The 14,849-nt window shown below is 40.5% G+C and carries 14 protein-coding genes; 10 read left to right on the forward strand and 4 right to left on the reverse strand.

The window, feature by feature from the left end:
- Window positions 1–27: 27 nt before the first annotated feature.
- The 4 genes from ACSLUF_RS10955 to ACSLUF_RS10970 all read left to right on the forward strand — a co-directional run bounded on the left by ACSLUF_RS10955 (window position 28) and on the right by ACSLUF_RS10970 (window position 3,551).
- Window positions 28–357 carry a PadR family transcriptional regulator gene (locus tag ACSLUF_RS10955; protein ID WP_435622825.1) on the forward strand — a complete coding sequence of 110 codons (330 nt, stop codon included), beginning with the start codon at window positions 28–30 and terminating at the stop codon, window positions 355–357.
- Window positions 358–365: 8 nt separating this feature from the next.
- Window positions 366–2,096: a PspC domain-containing protein gene (locus ACSLUF_RS10960; protein WP_435622826.1), complete on the forward strand. Its 1,731-nt coding sequence runs from the start codon at window positions 366–368 to the stop codon at window positions 2,094–2,096.
- Between the two features lie 87 nt (window positions 2,097–2,183).
- Window positions 2,184–2,906 carry a head GIN domain-containing protein gene (locus ACSLUF_RS10965; RefSeq protein ID WP_435622827.1) on the forward strand — a complete coding sequence of 241 codons (723 nt, stop codon included), beginning with the start codon at window positions 2,184–2,186 and terminating at the stop codon, window positions 2,904–2,906.
- A gap of 198 nt (window positions 2,907–3,104) precedes the next feature.
- Entirely contained in the window at window positions 3,105–3,551 is a 447-nt protein-coding gene (locus tag ACSLUF_RS10970; RefSeq protein ID WP_435622828.1) for a hypothetical protein, read from the forward strand.
- Between the two features lie 73 nt (window positions 3,552–3,624).
- On the opposite strand, the gene trxB is transcribed toward ACSLUF_RS10970, so the two are convergent.
- Together trxB and ACSLUF_RS10980 are read right to left on the reverse strand one after the other, a co-directional pair.
- On the reverse strand, window positions 3,625–4,593 hold the full coding sequence (gene trxB / locus ACSLUF_RS10975) for a thioredoxin-disulfide reductase (RefSeq protein WP_435622829.1): 969 nt from the start codon (window positions 4,591–4,593) through the stop codon (window positions 3,625–3,627).
- Between the two features lie 653 nt (window positions 4,594–5,246).
- The gene (locus tag ACSLUF_RS10980) at window positions 5,247–5,654 is read right to left on the reverse strand and encodes an EthD family reductase (RefSeq protein ID WP_435622830.1); all 408 of its coding nucleotides are present in this window, start codon (window positions 5,652–5,654) and stop codon (window positions 5,247–5,249) included.
- Window positions 5,655–5,861: 207 nt separating this feature from the next.
- Here ACSLUF_RS10980 and ACSLUF_RS10985 point away from each other — a divergent pair, with 207 nt between their 5' ends.
- The 5 genes from ACSLUF_RS10985 to ACSLUF_RS11005 all read left to right on the forward strand — a co-directional run bounded on the left by ACSLUF_RS10985 (window position 5,862) and on the right by ACSLUF_RS11005 (window position 12,103).
- Window positions 5,862–6,176 carry a hypothetical protein gene (locus tag ACSLUF_RS10985; protein ID WP_435622831.1) on the forward strand — a complete coding sequence of 105 codons (315 nt, stop codon included), beginning with the start codon at window positions 5,862–5,864 and terminating at the stop codon, window positions 6,174–6,176.
- A 165-nt stretch (window positions 6,177–6,341) separates the two neighbouring features.
- Complete coding sequence (locus ACSLUF_RS10990) at window positions 6,342–7,058, forward strand: ABC transporter ATP-binding protein (RefSeq protein WP_435622832.1); 717 nt, start codon at window positions 6,342–6,344, stop codon at window positions 7,056–7,058.
- On the forward strand, window positions 7,055–8,461 hold the full coding sequence (locus ACSLUF_RS10995; RefSeq protein ID WP_435622833.1) for an ABC transporter permease: 1,407 nt from the start codon (window positions 7,055–7,057) through the stop codon (window positions 8,459–8,461). Before ACSLUF_RS10990 ends, ACSLUF_RS10995 begins: the two co-directional genes overlap by 4 nt.
- Before the next feature lie 2 nt (window positions 8,462–8,463).
- Window positions 8,464–9,894 (forward strand): DUF3526 domain-containing protein, encoded by a 1,431-nt coding sequence (locus tag ACSLUF_RS11000; RefSeq protein WP_435622834.1) that lies wholly within the window; start codon window positions 8,464–8,466, stop codon window positions 9,892–9,894.
- A gap of 1 nt (window position 9,895) precedes the next feature.
- The gene (locus ACSLUF_RS11005; RefSeq protein WP_435622835.1) at window positions 9,896–12,103 is read left to right on the forward strand and encodes a DUF5916 domain-containing protein; all 2,208 of its coding nucleotides are present in this window, start codon (window positions 9,896–9,898) and stop codon (window positions 12,101–12,103) included.
- Window positions 12,104–12,399: 296 nt separating this feature from the next.
- On the opposite strand, the gene ACSLUF_RS11010 is transcribed toward ACSLUF_RS11005, so the two are convergent.
- Complete coding sequence (locus ACSLUF_RS11010; RefSeq protein ID WP_435622836.1) at window positions 12,400–12,855, reverse strand: hypothetical protein; 456 nt, start codon at window positions 12,853–12,855, stop codon at window positions 12,400–12,402.
- A gap of 229 nt (window positions 12,856–13,084) precedes the next feature.
- Window positions 13,085–14,164: a hypothetical protein gene (locus ACSLUF_RS11015; protein ID WP_435622837.1), complete on the reverse strand. Its 1,080-nt coding sequence runs from the start codon at window positions 14,162–14,164 to the stop codon at window positions 13,085–13,087.
- A 116-nt stretch (window positions 14,165–14,280) separates the two neighbouring features.
- Here ACSLUF_RS11015 and ACSLUF_RS11020 point away from each other — a divergent pair, with 116 nt between their 5' ends.
- The gene (locus tag ACSLUF_RS11020; RefSeq protein WP_435622838.1) at window positions 14,281–14,805 is read left to right on the forward strand and encodes an RNA polymerase sigma factor; all 525 of its coding nucleotides are present in this window, start codon (window positions 14,281–14,283) and stop codon (window positions 14,803–14,805) included.
- The last annotated feature ends 44 nt before the right edge of the window (window positions 14,806–14,849 follow it).

Here is a 14,849-nt window from a genome sequence, read left to right on the forward strand (position 1 = left end):
CAGTTAACAAAATAGAACCATGACGATATGAACATAGAAAACACAAAAGCGCAAATGCGAAAAGGGGTTCTAGAGTACTGTATTCTGTCAATATTAAAGGATAGTGATAAATACGCTTCAGAAATTCTGGGAGCGTTAAAAGATGCCAAGATGCTAGTAGTGGAAGGCACCATTTATCCCTTATTGACCAGACTTAAGAATGCAGGACTACTGAATTATCGCTGGGAAGAGTCCACTTCCGGACCTCCCCGAAAGTATTATGCACTCACGGAAACGGGACATCTGTTCTTAAACGAACTCAACGGTACCTGGGATGAACTAAGAAATGCAGTAAATCTGGTAACCAACACAAAATAACATCAACAATGAACAAAACAGTAAATATAAATTTAGCGAACACGCTCTTCCACATAGACGACGACGCTTACAACAAGTTGAGGCGCTATTTGGAATCCATAAAACGTTCCTTTGACGGAACTGCAGGGAGCGATGAAATCATTGCCGATATAGAGGCAAGGGTTGCCGAGCTTTTCTTGGAAAAAATGGAGAATGAAAGGCAGGTAATCACACACAAAGAAGTAGATGCGGTAATTGCCGTAATGGGTCAGCCAGAAGACTATATGGTAGACGAAGATATCTTTGAGGACCAACCTAGAAGAAAAGAAACATCCACCAGACGGACCAAAAAACTGTACCGGGATATTGACCAAAAGTATATTGGTGGGGTATGTGCTGGATTGGAACACTATCTTGGCATAGATGCCTTGTGGATTCGTTTGATTTTCATCCTATTGGCCGTTTTCACCGGTTTCGGACTTATTGCCTACATCCTGTTGTGGATTTTGGTACCTGAAGCCGCCACAACCTCCCAAAAATTGGACATGACGGGGGAGCCCATCAACATCAGCAATATAGAACGCAAAGTTAAAGAGGGGTTTGATGATGTTGCGGACACGGTAAAAAATGTTGACTACGAACAAGTGGGCAACAAGGTCAAAAGCGGCTCCAAGACCTTTTTCGACACCATAGGTGAAATCATTGTGTTCTTGTTCAAAGTGTTTGGCAAGTTCATTGGCGTACTTCTTATCATTATTGGTGCATCCACACTAATTGGATTATTTATAGCACTATTTACTGTCGGTATGTTCAATGCGGTGAATTTCCCAGGAGTGGATTTCTACGAGATTGTGAACACCACGGGAGCTCCAGTATGGTTGGTTTCACTGTTAATGTTCTTTGCCATTGGGATACCTTTCTTTTTCCTGATGTATTTGGGCTTGAAGATTTTGGTTAACAACCTGAAATCCATAGGTAACATTGCCAAGTTCTCCTTATTGGGACTTTGGCTGATCTCCATCGGAACCTTATTTGCCCTTGGGGTTAGACAAGCAGCTGAGTTTGCCAATGTGGGTAGCGTAAATGTTAAGGATGAATTGGTCATGGAAAATCCATCAGACACCTTGGTCATTAGAATGAATAATTCCGCTTTCGATTACGACCGTGGAGATGTACACTTTGGACGTATGACCTTTGCCTACGATGAGAATGATAAACGTTTCCTGCTTTCGGATGATGTTCGGTTCAAAATCAGAAAATCAGAAGATAGCCTAGTCAAAATCAACATTAGAAAAGATTCTCATGGAAGCACTACCGTTAAAGCCAGGGAACGGGCAAAGAATATTAATTACGGATATGAATTGAATCAGGGAGAGGTGGTCTTGAACGACCACCTTACCACTGACCTATCCAACAAAGCACGTGATCAAGAAGTTACTACCACCATTTACATTCCTGCTGGAAAAGTAATTCATGTGGATGAATCAACTTACGGACATGTGGGAAGGGGCATTAAAAATGACCAAAACTATTATCGAAGTGGGGTTGTGGACCATCTTTGGATCATGGGTGAGGACGGTGAACTTAAATGTCAAGACTGTCCAGAAGACGAATCTGTTGATGAAGATGAAGAAGGAGGAAAGATTATCATTGACGGAGATGGAGTGGATATTGACATAAAAGACAATTCCGATTCATTCAAAATGAAGATAGACGAAGACGGCATCCAAATTAAGGCAGGTGAAAAGAATGACAATTGAGCCTATCAATACAACAATTGAGTAAAATCAACTAGCAAAACAAAAAAGAAAACAACAAATTTGATCAATCATTAAAAGAAAACAATCATGACAACACTAGCAAGAATCGCAATCGCAGTTATACTGGCTATTTTGGCCTCTTCCTGCAATTTTGACATCAACTTCGGCAACGGAAAGAAAGGAAACGGCGTAGTTGTAGAAGAAACCCGAAATATTTCTGAGGATTTCACTGCGGTTTCCGCCGCGGAAGGCCTAGATGTATTTGTTACCCAAGACAACGAATTTAGTATTTCGGTTGAAGCGGACGAAAATGTAATCGACCTTATTGCTACGGATATTAGGGATGGAAAACTGCGTATACATACGACCGAAAATATAGGAAGGGCGACCAAGAAAATCTATGTTTCTCTACCTCAAATTGATAAATTGAGCACCTCTAGTGGAGCGGACTTAATAGCGCAAAACGTAATACGTACGGATAAATTGGAACTTGATGCCAGTAGTGGTTCTGATTTACATGTTGAACTCAGTGCTTCTGAAGTGGAAGCGGATGCGAGTAGTGGAGCAGATATCAAATTGTCGGGAAGAGCGGATATGCTTTATGTAGATGCCAGCAGTGGTGCAGATATTAGAGCTCGAGAGTTGGAGGTTAAAAAATGTAACGCAGAGGCCAGTAGTGGCTCGGATATCTCAGTTAATGTTTCAGAATCCTTGATTGCGGACGCCAGCAGCGGAGCTGATATTTCCTATACAGGAGAAGCCAGCGTCCAAAAGAAGAAATCAGTTTCGGGAAGCGTGCATAAATATTAAAAAGCGTTTTTTAGCAGCGTTTCAGAGCATGGCATTTTAGCGTTATTCAACTAAACAAACCAAACCATGCCAAAAAGGCCCAGAGGTATTCTGGGCCTTTTTTCATATTGTCAATATAATTTCCTGTTTTTTAAACATTTAATAAAAATTATTGTACCTTATTAGTGAAATATCACCAATAATCTTAAACACACCACCATGAAGAAAATACTCGGATTGATTTTTTTGATGCTCTTTTTGGTTTCAGCGACGAAATGGGCTTCACCTAAACCTGAATCTTTTCACTCCATTGAAGGAACTTGGGAGCTGGAAAGTTTTTATAGTTTTGATGGTCAAGATATCACTGATACCATTCCCAAAGCGGACGGTTATCGCCAGGTTAAAATGTACTCGAGGGGAAAAATTATGTGGACGCGCTACGTTCCGGATGAACCCAACGGGAGGTTTGGTTACGGTTCCTATCGGATTACTGAAAATGAGCTCATTGAGACTATTGAATATGGGGATGATGGTATGATGAAAGCTTTGGATACCATGCGAAATTTCACCTTTGAATTAATTTTAAAAGAGGACACTTTTAGTCAAATCACTTTGGATGAAGAAGGCAACCGTACCTCTTCCGAGAACTACAAGCGTATAGACTGAAAACAAATAATAACCAACTAAAATGAAAAAGGCACCCTAGGGTGCCTTTTTGTCTTTCAAGTTACGCAGTCTGTTAAGACACAACAGCCTCTTTTGAATCCACCATAGCTAAGTATCGCTCGGCATCAAGAGCAGCCATACAACCTGTACCCGCTGCGGTAATGGCCTGTCTATATTCTTTATCTTGAACATCTCCACTTGCAAACACTCCAGGCTTGCTGGTTTTTGTGGATTTACCCTCGGTAATTACGTAACCGGTTTCATCCATTTCCAACTGTCCTTTAAAAATGTCGGTATTGGGTTTATGTCCGATGGCAATGAATAATCCTGTGATTTCAATTTCTTCCTTCTCACCGGTTTGGTTGTTTACCATACGTAAACCCTCTACAACCTGATCACCAATGACCTCATCCACTTCTGTATTGTATCGGATTTCAATGTTCTCCAAACTGTTCACCCTATGCTGCATGGCCTTTGAAGCTCGCATGTGATCTTTTCTAACCAACATAGTCACCTTTTTACAGATATTGGCCAAGTAAGAAGCTTCCTCAGCAGCCGTGTCTCCCCCGCCAACTATCGCTACTTCCTGTCCTTTATAAAAGAAGCCATCACAAACGGCACAAGCGGATACTCCTCCACCTCTTAACTTTTGTTCACTCGGAATATTCAAATATTTGGCCGAAGCTCCCGTAGAAATAATAACCGTTTCTGCCTCAATCACTTTGGAATTATCAATAGTAACTTTATGTATACCACCTGGTTCATCGCTCAAATCCACGGCGGTGGCCATACCTATGCGAACATCGGTCCCAAATCGTTCAGCCTGTTGCTGAAGCTGTACCATCATGGTTGGTCCATCAATTCCTTCAGGATAGCCAGGGAAATTATCCACTTCGGTTGTGGTAGTTAATTGCCCCCCAGGTTCCATCCCTGTATAAAGTACTGGTTTTAAATCGGCTCTTGCCGCATAAATGGCAGCAGTGTAGCCCGCAGGTCCTGAGCCAATTATCAAAGTTTTCATTCTTTCTATTTCTTCTGACATAACCTAATCTTCGTGTATAAGTTGTTACTACAAAAGTAGCTTTTTTGACCAAAAACTTACAGTTGAATGTGATAGTTTGTCAACATGAGTATTGGATAACCTTAAAGCATATTTTTATTCCAAAAAAGAGTATCCCAATAAAAAAGAGCCACTTTGGGGTGCAGCTCTTTTTTAAATAGACACGTAGATTAAGTCAAAAAAATATCGCGGGTTCAAAACCGTTACAACCAAGGAGCTCAACCTCAAAACCCCTTGGTGTAACGTAAATCTTCATCGATCAGTTATTTAGGTAAAGAACACATATTTGGAGCTCAAATATTACCGCTGATGTATTGACAAAGATTTGATGAACTAATTGTAATTATTGATTACTTCGTAAACTTACTGTGCAGGAAAGAGGAATACGGGGGAGAATTAATAGATGACCGTTCTCCTTTAACGAATAGTGGTTTTGGATCAATACAATTTCAAACCAGAAAATGCTTATTCCATTTCAAGGTTTTATAAAAACATTGTCCTTTAAATGTTGAGATTTTTCATTTTACTTAGACTTCAGTACCGCTTCCTGAAACCAACGAAATCAGGCAGATTGAATCTAATGAAACCTACTGCTTACTAGGTTTCATGTTTGAAAGTAGAAGAACTGGAGAGGACTATTGGACTACCTCACTGATGAGCACAACGGGCTGAATGTTGGTATAATTTGGAATATCACTTAGAATCTTTTCAGCATTTGGTCCAAAAACATTTTGGTAATCCGCCAGAGTGTCAAAGTAGAAATAACCGGCAGCCAAACAGGGTGCGGGTTCATCTGGGGTTCTTCCCGATATACCTTTGTCAATCTGCATAAACTTCAGGGCGTCACCAAACAAACCTGCGACCATGGGCATGTGCTTGGTTGAATAGTACTCCATATCAAAAGTTTTTCCTTCATCATTCGGGTAAAGTATGGCCACTTTGACCATCCCTTTTTCAATTTTTGAAATGTTCGAAGTTGTACTCTGCTGAAAACTGGTAAGTGTAGCTACAATAAGAAAAAGAAGGATGACTTTTGTTTTCAATTCGTTAGGATTTAAGGATTAAGTAAACGGATTTTTGATTGCTTAATTTACAAAAATTAGGGTTTGTTCGATTCAGTCCTTTGTTTGCTGTTAGTGTGTAAAGTAATGTTTGTATGGCTTTCCGTCTCTTTGTAAGTAACCATAAGGTTAAAATTATAATATCCTTAACATATATTCCCTATCGAAATCTTCTAGATTTGTGATATTGTGAACGTTGGAATTAAACATATAGGTACGCTGCTGTTTACAGGCCTGCTTCTTCTAAAGGTTTCTGCGTTCCATGTTTATGAACACCATGACAAACACGAGGACAAAACCCACGAACATGAAAATGAGTGTGAGCTTTGTTTTCTAACTTTCTTTTTTCAGCAATCGGATATTTTAACCGCTGATTTTGATAGCATCCAGACGAAGGTAGTTAGTCCTGTGTTCCAAGACCCAATTATTACCTTAGATTCTTTGGTGTTATCCGGATTATGGGAAACTTATTTCTTGTCTAGGCCGCCACCTTCCTTATCGTAACCCAAAGTTTAAAAGTATCAGCCTTTCTATTCAAGGCATAGGTCCAAATCACTTTTGATTATCTATTCAAGTGGATTAACCATACAACTACTACGCTTGAACTCCATGGTTTTATTTATACCACCATGAAATGAGGATTTCCAAACATAGTTCATATACAAACCGATGATTATAACGAACAATCTTACAAAAAAATACGGTGACCAAACGGCACTTGATAAACTGAACATGAACATTAAGGAGGGCGACATTTATTGTCTTCTTGGGGCAAATGGTGCCGGTAAGACCACAACCATTAACCTCCTACTTGGGTTTATAGAACCTTCTTCTGGAAGTGCTTTTATCAATCAAATGAATGTCCATGAAAACCTAAAGGCGACAAAGCGATTTCTAGCCTATATTCCAGAAAATCTAATGTTGTACCCTAGCCTATCCGCCATGGAAAATTTAGAGTACTTCTCGGGAATCGCGGGTAAAAAGCTTTCAAAAGAGCAGCTGGGAGCATTTCTGGACGAATCTGGACTGCAATCGGAAGCTTTCCAAAAGCGAATTTCCACTTTTTCCAAAGGAATGCGGCAAAAGGTAGGTATAGCCATTGCTTTGGCGAAAGATGCCAAAGTGTTGCTGTTGGATGAGCCTACGTCTGGTTTAGACCCCAAAGCCAGCAACGAATTTGGTTTGCTGTTACAAAAACTACGCGCCAAAGGAGTAGCCACGCTTATGGCTACTCATGACCTCTTTCGAGCCAAGGAGGTAGCCACCCATATTGGAATCATGAAAGACGGTCAATTGAAACAGGAAATGGTTGCTGCTGATATTTCACTTCAAGATTTGGAAAAGGCCTACCTCAATACCATGGAATATAAAGAATTGGCGTTATGATTTTCAAGACTTTTCTAAAAGAAACCAAAGAACTTTTTCGAGAGGGTCGAGTGCGTATTTCTCTCATTATTGTCCTCTTTCTGTTGGGTATCGCCGTTTGGATAAGTACCAAGCAATACCAAAACATAAACGAGCAGTATGCCACAGCAACCAATATTGAGCGTGGATTGTGGGATAACCAAGGAGAAAAAAATCCGCATTCTGCTGCACATTATGGCACTTATGCTTTTAAACCCAAATACCCTTTGTCCTTAGTGGACCAAGGGGTTGATAAATATGCTGGAACCTCTATTTTTCTGGAAGCCCACAAGCGAAATGAGGCACAATTCAGTGCTGCTACGGACCAAACCGGACTTGCTCGTTTTGGTGACCTTACTCCAGATTTCATCCTCTTATTTATTATACCACTCTTAATAACCTTATTAGGCTATAACAGCTTTTCCAAAGAACGGGAAATGGGAACCCTTACTTTACTCAAGAGCCAGGGAATATCCAATTGGAAATGGATGTTGGGCAAATGGCTTGCGCTATTCCTACCCGTTTTGGGCATTACATTCATTTTATTTCTGATAGCGGGGGTTTTGTTGTCCAATCTCAATGACTTTGGGGTATTTAATTGGGGATCGCTTTTTACGATGTTCCTAGTTTTTGTGGTTTACTATATGATTTTTACCAATATAGTACTACTCATTTCCGCAGTAGCCAAAAGGTCAGGCATTTCCCTGGTGGTTTCCCTTTGTGTTTGGATTATCGCCTGCTTGGCTGCTCCAAAAGCAGCTAGCAATATTGCTGAAAGCAAACATCCCTATCCCACCCGACAGGAATTCGCAGCCAATGTATTAAAAGATAAAAAAGAAGGCTTGGACGGTCACAACCCCTGGAGTAAGGAAGCAAAGCTTCTGGAGCAGCAGGTTTTACAGGAACATGGTGTGGACAGCCTTCATCAATTGCCCTTTAATTTTGATGCCTATCGTATGCAAAAGGGTGAAGAACATGAGGCTGAAGTTTATTTTAAGCATTACAATCATTTAAAAGACCAATTCGCACAACAATCGAAAGTGTACAGGGGCCTAGCGGCGATATCGCCCTATTTGCCCACTCGTTTTTTAAGCATGTCCATTGCGCATACAGATTACGCTACCCATTGGGATTTTGCCGATGCCGCAGAAGAATATCGAATTGCCACTCAAAAGTTCCTGAATGACAATTTTGCCCAGAATTCTGAGTATGGCAATTGGAGGTATAAAGCTGATGCTAATTTTTGGAAGGATTTGCCTGCTTTTGAATACGACCCTCCGGAATTACGTACTATTCTTTCCAGGAATTCTTCTAACCTTGTGATTATGGGAGTATGGTTTGCCGCCTCCTTTGGATTTCTTTTAGTATCAATCAAAAACGTATAATCATGTTGTCATATAATTTCAAATACGAGCTGAAACTTCTTTTGCGCAGCAGATGGATTCAACTCTTAAGCATCATTCTATTGGTATTATTTGGATTTTCGACTTATAACGGTCTACAAAAAATAGAAAAACGCGAAAAAGATATAGCGGATGCGCATCTCGAAGTTAAAGAGAATGATATAATGATGTTGAAACTACTTGATTCGGTGGAACGTGGAATGCAGGTAAGCGCATCCAGATGGACTATTCCCACCAACCCCATGGCTGTAGGAAACTATCGCCCAAGGGTCGCTGCGATGGACCCACAACCCATGGCTTTTATTGCCACAGGTCAGGGAGACCTATTCACGCATTATGTAAAACCAAAAGTATCCGGAGACGATTTCGCTTTGAACTTTGCTGAAATGACTAGTCCAGTGCAATTGCTATTTGGCAGTTTTGATTTGGCGTTTGTGATTGTTTACCTTCTTCCTTTACTTATAATCGCATTCTCTTACAACGTACTTTCTGCAGAAAAGGAAAGTGGCTCTCTTCGGCTCTTGGCTTCACAACCCATCAGAATTCATAGTTGGGTTTTGCAAAAATTGGGACTTCGTTTCTTCTGGCTTTCCGTACTTGTTATTGGAACTCTAGTTCTTGTTTTTTTCGCAGTAGGTCTGAATCCATTTTCTGATGTGGCTACCTTTTTGGGACTTATCGCACTGGTTTTGGCTTATATGCTGTTTTGGTTTGCTATTACATTCCTAATCAACCTGTGGGTAGGCAGCTCAGCTAAGAACGCTGTAACACTGCTTGGTCTTTGGGTGGCATTCGTACTTTTAGTACCCTCAATGCTAAACCAATTGGGCAATACACTATACCCAATGCCCTCAAGGACCTTAATGATTAATGAAATGCGGACCCTTAAGGCAGAATTGTCTGAGAGACAAGATGAAATATTGGACAACTACTTGCGAGACCACCCAGAATATGCAATTAATGATACTACCCAATCCCGTGGATTCTATCATCGCTATATGGCCTCGCAAAAATTGGTTAAGGAAGAATTGTCACCACTTGTCAGCGCGTATGAGGATCAATTGAAAAAACAACAAAAATGGGTAGGAAACCTAAAATGGGTCTCTCCGGCCATAATTGCACAAGAATCCTTGAATGAGATGGCGGGAACTTCCACAAGGGATTATGAGCACTTTAGAAGACAAGTAATCGGATTTGCAGGGAAATGGAGAGAACATTTTTTACCGTTCCTATTTAACAACCAAGACTTTTCCCAAAAGGATTACACGAACCTTCCTCAATTTCAATATGAGCAAAAGTCATATGCTTCTTTTGGGGCCATTCCCATTTTATTGCTGATTTCAATAGTACTATTTGCTGTTGGATTCCTATTTTCTGGACAAACAAAAAAAGCAGGTATGCTTAGCTCGAGCTGATATGAAAAGATTACTTCTATTGATTCTTTTGTCCAGCTCTTGGATGGGAAAAGCACAGCAGCTTGTTGACAACTTTCCCCCACCAGAAAATCCGGTGATTATAACAGCCTCAAGAGCCCAAGGCATGATAACCATCGATGGTCGGTTGGATGAATCCGACTGGAATTTGGCACAACCCGTTACCGATTTTTTTCGAGTAGAGCCGGTGCAAGGTGGGACAATCAAGAATCCCTCAGAAGTACGTATCCTGTACGATGACAAATACATTTATTTCGGGGTTTTTGCTTTGGATTCCCTGGGAAAAAAAGGAGTTCGGATGCAGGACCTAAGTAGAGATTTTAATGGGTTGGAGAATGATGTATTCGGCATTCAAATTGATGCCCAAAACACCAAACAATATGCTGTTTCCTTTCAAACTACACCCTATGGTAATCAGCAAGACGTTCAAAATTTTAACGACAACAACAGGGATGAGGATTGGAACGCCCTGTGGCGCGTGCGCACCCAAAGAACAAATAAAGGGTATTTCGCTGAATTTGCCATTCCATTTAAATCCATTCGATATGATAACCCTGTGGAAGGTATTCCAGTGGAATGGGGCATCACTTTTTTTAGACTGGCCCGGAAAGACTACGAGAAAACTGTTTTTCCGGCAATTCCCCAGTCTTTTTCAGAAAATCGTATGACCTATGCTGCCAAACTCACGGGTTTGGAAGTACCTCCCCCTTCTTCCAATATTCGTATTGAACCTTACGCACTCTACCAGTATGATGAAAGCAGAGAGGGAGATGTGTTAGTCGATAAATTGAACAATCCCAAAATTGGCGGGGATGTCAAATGGGCCATTAGTCCAAATGCAGTACTGGATTTAACCATCAATACGGATTTCGCCCAAGCGGATGTTGACCAAGCCGTAAACAACTTGGAACGGTTCAACATCTTTTTCCCAGAAAGACGACAATTTTTTTTGGAAAACTCTGGAATTTGGGCAGGGGCTGGCAATTCTTTTGTTCGACCTTTTTTTAGTCGTACCATAGGTCTCTCCAACGCTTTTAACGCTGCTCCGGCGCCTTTGGATGCTGGTGCGAGGTTTACGGACAGAAATGAAAATCGTACCCTAGCAGCACTCACCGTTCGTCAACGGGATACCGAAGATAGTGCAGGTGCCACCTTTGGAGTGGCTCGCTACCTTCAGAACTATGGTAAGGAAAATAACTTTGGTGCCATGGTAACATACAGGAGGGACGATGCACTGGCCGCATTGAATCAATCCAGTCAAAATAACACCACAATTTCCATAGACGGTTTTATCCGTCCGCAGAGCGAAGTCACATTCTCCTATCTGTTATCTACTTCGATAGACAGCGAAACTGAAGAAAACGGATATGCGGGAAGATTCTTTGCTGGCAAGCGCACGAACGATTATTATATCGGTTATTTTAACAATTTTGTTAGTGAAAACTACACTCCAGACATGGGTTTTGTCCGTCAGCGAAACGTCATGCAACACAGCCCTGGAGGGTATCCCATTTTACGTCCTAAATGGTTGCCCTTTGTACGTCGTTGGGACCCGGGGGCCTTTTTTAATTATTTCCATGATTTTGAGGACTTTGGAAATTTTCAGCAGTCCAATCTGTATATTTTTCCAATTTATACTTGGTTCAAGGACAATAGTTTTCTAGAAGCTTCCCTCACCCCAACATGGCAGAACATCAACTTTAATTTTTCTCCTTTAGGACTAGAAATTGCGGAAGGGCGTTATAGTTATACGCGATACACACTTCGCTATAATTCCGATCGGTCCAAAAAGTTTTCGGGCTCAATACGATATGATTTCGGTAATTTTTATAATGGGGTTCGGAATTCGGTCATAGCAGGATTGAGGTACGCTCCAGTACCACATATCGCCATGAATATTGACTATGAAAATAACAATATTAATGGGGTAGGGATTCTATCTGAAGATTTGAATACCGATTTATATACCGGAACATTGCGATTGGCCTTAAACCCAAGAGTCCAGCTTTCTACGTTTTACCAATACAACAGCTTTGATGAACAAGGTAGATGGAACGTCCGGTTCAGCTGGGAATACACACCATTATCCTTTATCTATATTGTATTAAATGATACTCAGACGGAAATTTTTGATCCTATACAGCAAAGCACCCAATTCATAAGTAAAATCACCCTGTTAAAGCAGTTTTAGTCTAAAAGTAAAAAGGTTTCCTTAAAAAGTATACTCTCTAAGAAAACCTTTAACGCTTTAACTTGTTGGGATGACGGACCATCATCCAATATATAAGTCGCTGTCTATCAGATAACAGCACTATTTAATCTTAAATACTCACCTCTTTGCACTTTCAAATAGAAAAAAGTGGAGTTTTATGTAAAACCTTGATATAAAACTAAGCAAATCTGACTGAAATAAATTGATTAATCTCAAATCAAAAAAAGAGGCTGCCTTTTCAGACAACCTCATAATTCTTTGTTTCAAACTGATTTCTAGTCACCTTCACTTAAAGAGAAACTGCCATCACCATTAAAATCAGTTACAGTTATGGTTACCGTCCAGATTCCTGATGTACCCGAAGAGGTGACCCCGTCAAACGAATCAGGTTCAACTGCACCATTTAGGCTTCTGTCCAACACGGTTGCTCCTTCAGAATCGCGGACCACCATCTGAAAAGTTCCCTGGGCAGTGGCCGTGATATCAGCGTTGTAGTCAGCGGTGCTAAGATTATTGTTCCAACTGAACACACGAGTTGCTGTACCACCGTTACCGGTAAAGCTGGCATCAATATCCCCGTTAAAATCGGAACGGTCGCCCACTACAAAATTGGATGGGGTAGCCGTTAATTGGGTTCCATTTACGGAAACACTTGCTGTTGGTCCATCGTCATTACTGCAGGATACCAGAACCAGTGAAAAAACCATAGCGAATAAAAGAACATGTTTCATAACAAAAATTTGGTTTAAGTAGGGATAAAACGTTTAATATCATTGTTTTCGTACATAAAACAACCTTGGGTCAAAAACTCCTGAAAATTTTTATTTTTTTCCTAACTCCTTGTTTTTCAAATAAAAGAGAGCGGATAATCGCTCTCTTTTCAGCTAACGGAAAATATGGACCTGTTTTTCCGAAACTCAATACATTAATTTGAATTTCTCTAGAAGCAACCTTGTCCTCTTAGTTTCCTGAACAGTCGCTTTCGAAACTAAGTTCGTCATCTCCCATTCTTAGTTCAACTTCACTTTCACCAACTTCTTGCTCAATTTCATGAAGGTTCCAACTGGCATTGAAATCACTTAAATCAGGTATGTCTATGACCACGGTAATATCATTGCCGGAACCACTAGTTTCCCAAGTACCGGAGAAGGACTCTGAGTCGGTCTCCGCGGTTAAAGTTCCATCACCTGCAAAATTAAAGCGGTATGCCTCAAACTGCTCGTCCAAATCTTGATCATTGCGTTCCAATTCATCCACGCTCCAATCTGAACAGCTGGTCAAAACATCTGAAAGTTGTTCAGTAGTGCAATTATCGCAATCATCATCATCAAAATCATTGTCGTCATCCTCATCGCAGTCATCTTCAGCATCCTCCAAAATATCCTCCAATTCATCAAGATTTGTGGCCTCGACCTCAGTACCATCGAACAAGATTACGGTAACCGGAAAATTCACTTGTACAATATCATCCTCATCAAGGTCATCAATAAACACATAAAGTTCTTGGTCATTGTTGAAGGTAATGGTGTCAATAACCTCATTGTTGGTGTTGAATACCGAGGCAGTGACTGGATATTTGATGTCTGCACATTCAATGTCATCATCAAATTCATTTTCCCCGTCACAGTCATCTGTAAAGTCTTCCAATTCATCCACATTGTTGATGACTAATTCAGTAAAATCACTTAGGATGATGGTTATGGGAAATAATATTTCCAGAATATCTTCATCGTCATCAAACTCATCAAAGATGTCTTCAATTACCTCCAAGTCTTCAGTCGAATCCACAATGATTTCAACACCGTCCACCACAACGGTTACTGGAAGTTGAATGGAAATGCAGCTTGCATTGTCAATAATGTTGTCATCGGAACCATCTTTGGAAGCAGTGTTTCGCAATAAATTGGCCACGTTCGAATTCGCTGCCAAGGTCTCTTCCTGAGGACCTTCAATAAAAACAGACTCTTCCTCACGACAGGAGCCCAAGGAAAGTGTAAGAATCACTAGTAAAAAACTAAGTGCTTTCATGGTATTTTTCATAGGTTTTATATTTTACAATTGCTGTGTTCACTACTAAAACAACCCAAACCTAAAAACTCCTGAAAAAAATTGAAGAATTTATTTTTTTACTTTTAACCTGAACCCAGCCGGACATTTTGAAGAAAGAGCTGCACAAGGATATATGCGAGGATTCTATATTTAGGGGACTCTATGAGCGTTTGGCCGATAGCCTGCATGATTATCTGTATTATAAGTATGGGGAAAGGCTTGACCCAACCGATAAGACGCAAGAGGCGTTTATCAAACTTTGGGAAAATTGCAAAAAAGTAACCCCAGATAAGGCCAAGTCATTTTTATTTACAGTGGCCAATAATTTAATGCTAAACGAGGTCAAGCATCAAAAAGTGGTTCTTAAATATCAAAACGACAAGCCCAAAGATGTAACCCACGAGTCTCCCGAATTTCTTTTGGAGAAAGAGGAGTACTTTAAAAAATATCAAGAAGTGCTGGCTAGTTTGACCGAGGAACAGCGAACAGCCTTTCTATTAAACAAAGCCGAAGGGAAAAAACATGGAGAAATTGCAGACCTATTGGGCGTTACGAGAAAGGTGGTTGAATACAGGATATATTCAGCATTCAAGGTATTGAAGACAGAATTAAAGGGTTTTAACATAAAATAATCAGGAAAATGGACAGTTAAGTTGTTCCATTACAAAGTAAGATG

Source organism: Flagellimonas sp. (assembly GCF_965601775.1).
Lineage (GTDB): Bacteria > Bacteroidota > Bacteroidia > Flavobacteriales > Flavobacteriaceae > Flagellimonas.

Coding starts and splice junctions, on each gene's coding strand:
- ACSLUF_RS10995 (WP_435622833.1), top strand. CDS start 7,055: ATGATTTTCAAGACTTTTCTAAAAGAAACCAAAGAACTTTTTCGAGAG.
- ACSLUF_RS11010 (WP_435622836.1), bottom strand. CDS start 12,855: ATGAAACATGTTCTTTTATTCGCTATGGTTTTTTCACTGGTTCTGGTA.
- ACSLUF_RS11015 (WP_435622837.1), bottom strand. CDS start 14,164: ATGAAAAATACCATGAAAGCACTTAGTTTTTTACTAGTGATTCTTACA.
- ACSLUF_RS10970 (WP_435622828.1), top strand. CDS start 3,105: ATGAAGAAAATACTCGGATTGATTTTTTTGATGCTCTTTTTGGTTTCA.
- ACSLUF_RS10960 (WP_435622826.1), top strand. CDS start 366: ATGAACAAAACAGTAAATATAAATTTAGCGAACACGCTCTTCCACATA.
- trxB (WP_435622829.1), bottom strand. CDS start 4,593: ATGTCAGAAGAAATAGAAAGAATGAAAACTTTGATAATTGGCTCAGGA.
- ACSLUF_RS11005 (WP_435622835.1), top strand. CDS start 9,896: ATGAAAAGATTACTTCTATTGATTCTTTTGTCCAGCTCTTGGATGGGA.
- ACSLUF_RS10955 (WP_435622825.1), top strand. CDS start 28: ATGAACATAGAAAACACAAAAGCGCAAATGCGAAAAGGGGTTCTAGAG.
- ACSLUF_RS10990 (WP_435622832.1), top strand. CDS start 6,342: ATGATTATAACGAACAATCTTACAAAAAAATACGGTGACCAAACGGCA.
- ACSLUF_RS10965 (WP_435622827.1), top strand. CDS start 2,184: ATGACAACACTAGCAAGAATCGCAATCGCAGTTATACTGGCTATTTTG.
- ACSLUF_RS11000 (WP_435622834.1), top strand. CDS start 8,464: ATGTTGTCATATAATTTCAAATACGAGCTGAAACTTCTTTTGCGCAGC.